Source organism: uncultured Microbulbifer sp. (assembly GCF_947489355.1).
Classification (GTDB): Bacteria; Pseudomonadota; Gammaproteobacteria; order Pseudomonadales; family Cellvibrionaceae; genus Microbulbifer.
The window spans coordinates 1-4573 of sequence record NZ_CANLDD010000109.1 but is presented as its reverse complement, the minus strand read 5'-3'; the positions used below and the strand labels follow the sequence as shown (position 1 = coordinate 4573).

Here is a 4573-nt window from a genome sequence, read left to right as displayed (position 1 = left end):
GAAGGCAGTACCACGGCCTCTGCCAGTTGGGGTGACATTGTCAGCAATACCGTGACCGTCACCGTGAGCGGTGCCGTGTTAACTGCGATTCAAGTGACACCGCCCGCACCCAGCCTGGCCAAGGGCAACCGCCAGCAACTCACCGCCATGGGTACTTATAGCGACGGCAGCACCGATGATGTGACCAATGCAGTTGCCTGGAACAGTGGCGATACCGCGATTGCTACTGTGGATAGCCAGGGTGAGCTGACCGCGGTGGACGAAGGTGATACGACCATTTCTGCCAGTTGGGAGGGTATTGTCAGCAATACCGTGACAGTCACCGTGAACGGTGCCGTGTTAACTGCGATTCAAGTGACACCGCCCGCACCCAGCCTGGCCAAGGGCAACCGCCAGCAGCTCACCGCCATGGGCACCTTCAGTGATGGCACGACGGCTGATCTCACTACTAGTGTTGCCTGGACCAGTAGTGATACCAAGATTGTTACGGTCGATAACAGTGGCCAACTGACGGCGGTAGACGAAGGCATCGCCACCGTGTCTGCCAGCAAGGAGGGGGTTGTTAGCAATACCGCAACAGTGACCGTCACCCCCGCCGTATTGACCGCGATTCAAGTAACGCCTGCCACCGTCAACCTGGCCAAAGGCAATGCCCAACAGCTCACCGCCCTGGGCCGCTACAGCGATGGCACTATCGTCACGCTCACCAGTGTCAACTGGCACAGTGGCGATACCGCTGTCGCCACTGTAGATATGGAGGGGCAACTCACAGCGGTGGAAGAGGGTAACACCACGGCCTATGCCCGTTTGGGCGGTATTGTCAGCAATACCGTGACGGTCAATGTCACCGGCGCCGTGTTAACCAGTATTCAGGTGACACCACCTGCGCCCAGCCTGGCCAAGGGCAATACGCAGCAATTGACCGCCCAGGGTACTTTTAGTGATGGCACTACCGCTGATTTAACCAATAGTGTTGCCTGGATCAGTAGTGATACCGATATTGTTACGGTGGATAGCAGTGGCCAACTGACGGCGGTAGACGAAGGCACCGCCACCGTGTCTGCCAGCCAGGAAGGGATTGTTAGCAACACCGCCACAGTCACCATCACCGGTGCGGTATTAACCGCGATTCAGGTCACACCGGCCAGCAATAGTCTGGCCAAGGGCAATAGCCAACAGCTCACCGCCCAGGGCACGTTTAGTGATGGTACTACAGCGGATCTCACTGGCAGTGTTGCCTGGACCAGTAGCGATACCCATATTGTTACGGTGGATAGCAGTGGTGAACTGGCGGCGGTCAATGAAGGCAATGCGACTGTCTCTGCCAGCCAGGCGGGGATTGATAGCAATACCGCCACAGTCACTGTCACCGGTGCGGTATTAACCGCGATTCAGGTCACACCGGCCAGCAATAGTCTGGCTAAGGGCACCACGCAACAACTAACGGCCCAGGGCACTTTTAGTGATGGCACCACGGAGGATTTGACTTATAACGTTGCTTGGACCAGTAGCGATACCCATATTGTTACGGTCGACAGCCAGGGCCAACTGGCGGCGGTCAATGAAGGCAGCGCGACGGTTTCCACCAGTAAAGATGGGGTTGCCGGCAATGCGGTGGCAGTTACGGTTACCCCCGCGGTGTTAACCAGTCTCCAAGTGATACCGGCAACCGTCAGCCTGGCCTTGGGCAGTAGCGAAACGCTCTTTGCTCAGGGTACTTTTAGCGATGGCAGCACCGCTGACCGCACCGGCAGCGTTGACTGGCAAAGTGGCAATACCGCCATTGCCACAGTGGATAGCCAGGGTAAAGTCACTGCTGTGGGTGTGGGCAGCACGGCGGTGTCTGCCAGCCAGGGTGGCATTGTCAGTAATACTGTGGCGGTCACTATACCGGTGGGGCAGGTGCAGGATCTCACCTTGAGTCTTGATGCCGCGGAGCATTTTCGCTTTGACTGGACCGATGTCCCCGGCGCAACCCTTTACCGGTTGTTGGAAAACCCCGATGGTCTGTCCGGTTTTAGTCCGGTTGGCACTGAGGTTGCCCAGGGCACCCAAACCCTGACGCTGAATGTGTTCCTATGCGCCCGCGCCAATGCGCAGTATATATTGCAGGCTTGCGGGGGCACGGGTGCAGGAGAAGTATGCAGCAACTCGGATAGTCTCTCGGTTAGCAATACCCTGAACCCAATCACTCCCGCGCAGCTCTGGATCTGGGAATCGGGCTCGGATAGCGGAAATCAGCCGGTCATATATGGACAGCAAGGCATAGCCGATGCCGGCAATACACCGGGCGGAAGATCCAGAGCTGCTTTATGGAAAGATGCCGCCGGTGATTTATGGTTATTTGGCGGTCGCGTTTTAGATATTGCCGGAGGTGATAGTTCTTCCAACGATTTGTGGAAATGGGATGTGGATACACAATTATGGACATGGATTTCAGGCTCGAATGGTAGAACGCCATATGGTGTTTACGGGACGAAAGGCGTGGCCCATGCCAATAATACTCCCGGGGTGCGAGAGCGGGCAGTTTCCTGGACAGATGCTTCTGGCGATTTATGGTTATTTGGTGGTTTTGGTTTAGGTGAGTCAGGAGATTCGGGGACACTCAATGACCTGTGGCGATGGGATATGAGCTTGAGTCAGTGGGTCTGGGAATCCGGTTCGAAAAGCACAGACCAACCAGGTGTTTATGGGACCAGGGGCACAGCCGGTGCGGCAAATACGCCCGGTGGAAGACAGTTTGCTACTACCTGGACAGACGGCGCCGGCGATTTATGGCTGTTTGGAGGTCAAGGCCCTGCTCCAGGAAGGCTCGCTGCATCTTTTAATGACTTATGGAAATGGGATGTCAATTTAAAACAGTGGGCCTGGGTATCAGGTTCGAACCGCGTTGATCAATCCGGTAGCTATGGGTTCAAAGGCATCGCCCTTGAAACGAACAGGCCCGGGGCAAGAATTGGTGCGGTTTCCTGGACAGATAGTGCGGGTGATTTATGGTTATTTGGCGGCTTTGGTCGGGATTTCGGTGCAAACAACGGCAAGCTAAATGATTTATGGAAATGGGATGTGGCTGCGGAACAATGGACTTGGGTATCCGGTTCCAATGTTGGGAATCGGCCCGGTGTTTATGGGACTCAAGGTGTAGCGCATATAGATAATGTGCCGGGCGCCAGAGACTACGCTAGTTCCTGGACGGATAGTGCGGGTGATTTGTGGTTGTTTGGTGGAAGTGGATTTTCTACCAGTCCAAGTCCAACCAGTAGAGGTACCTTAAATGATTTATGGAAATGGGATGTGGACACACAACTATGGACCTGGGTGTCGGGTTCCAATAGTAGGAATCAACCCGGTATTTACGGCGAGCAGGGCATAGCGAGTGCCTGCAGTGTGCCCGGGGCAAGAACGGACGCTTTTTTCTGGACAGATGACAATGATAAAGTATGGTTGTTTGGTGGTTCAGGCACAAATGGACGGTTGAGCGATCTATGGAATCTGTCCTTTCAGGAAGTGCCATAGCGGATGGCTGCACTCTATAAAGACAGCAATGCTACCGGTATCGGTGGTGATCGGGGGATTGACGGCATTGGATACCCTGGAGCGGTATCGGTGTATTGGGTACCAATACTATGCAGGGCAATACCGGCTGGGTTTGAAGGGTGGTGAATGCCTGAACAGGGAAAACCTTTGCTAAAAAAATCCCTACCGCTCAAAGGCGGAGTCATGCATTTTTGTTGAAGCGGAGCCCGGATTGCCGGATTCCTTGCGTTTTCCCCTGCTGCGAACGCCCGGCGACGGTAACGACACGTAAACGGGTAATGCGGGTCTGCGTGTTGGGGTAAGCACAGTGCAGACTGCGCTCTCCGCGGTAAAAGAGGTAGCCATGGGGATTACAGACGATTAAAGCCACAAACTCTGGTATGGCCCAAATGATAGACGCCAAAAATGCCTTTGAACGGGAAAGTGGAGCATAGGCCACTAGATTGAGGACCGTTTTTTAACGCGCCAGTGCCGTCTGAATGGACTTAAACAGCCGTAGAATCAAGAGAGATATGATCGACCTGGATATTGATCACATCATTTGATTTGGTTAAGAACCCCAACAGCTTTGCCTTGCCATCAATGGCCTCAGGATTTAAATCCATTACGGTAAGGATACCGAAAGCCCTGATCCGCGAAGCACTGAAGAAAATGATGTTAGCCGGGCAGGCTCCACCAAAGTCCCCGCGGTGACAACTTGCCGGGGTTTGTTGTTTTACAAACCTTTTCAGCGGCCAACAGCAAACACCCCACCCGCACCCTAACACGCGGCCCGGGTTGCGGGGCCAATTTGAATCCCAATATAATCGACTATTGGAATCCGGGTCCTGTGGTCTTCTTACATCTCGCCTGTTTCCAGGCAAGCTCCCAAACACTGTGGATAAAGACTGCGTCATCATTCGCGGCCAGGAACCCCTGTATTCGCATCCGCATCCGATGGGTGGTGTAGAACAAAAATCAACCAGAAAAAGTGTTGCTCACCGTGAGCACCGCAGGACCGGCAATGTCGTTTACCAAATTTCTTTTACTCACTTTG

Annotated in this window: 1 protein-coding gene; it reads left to right on the top strand. The window is 54.2% G+C overall.

What is annotated here, in order from left to right:
- On the top strand, positions 1-3516 hold a 3516-nt coding region (locus Q1A48_RS20610), incomplete at its 5' end, for an Ig-like domain-containing protein (RefSeq protein ID WP_299948639.1).
- Positions 3517-4573 lie beyond the last annotated feature (1057 nt).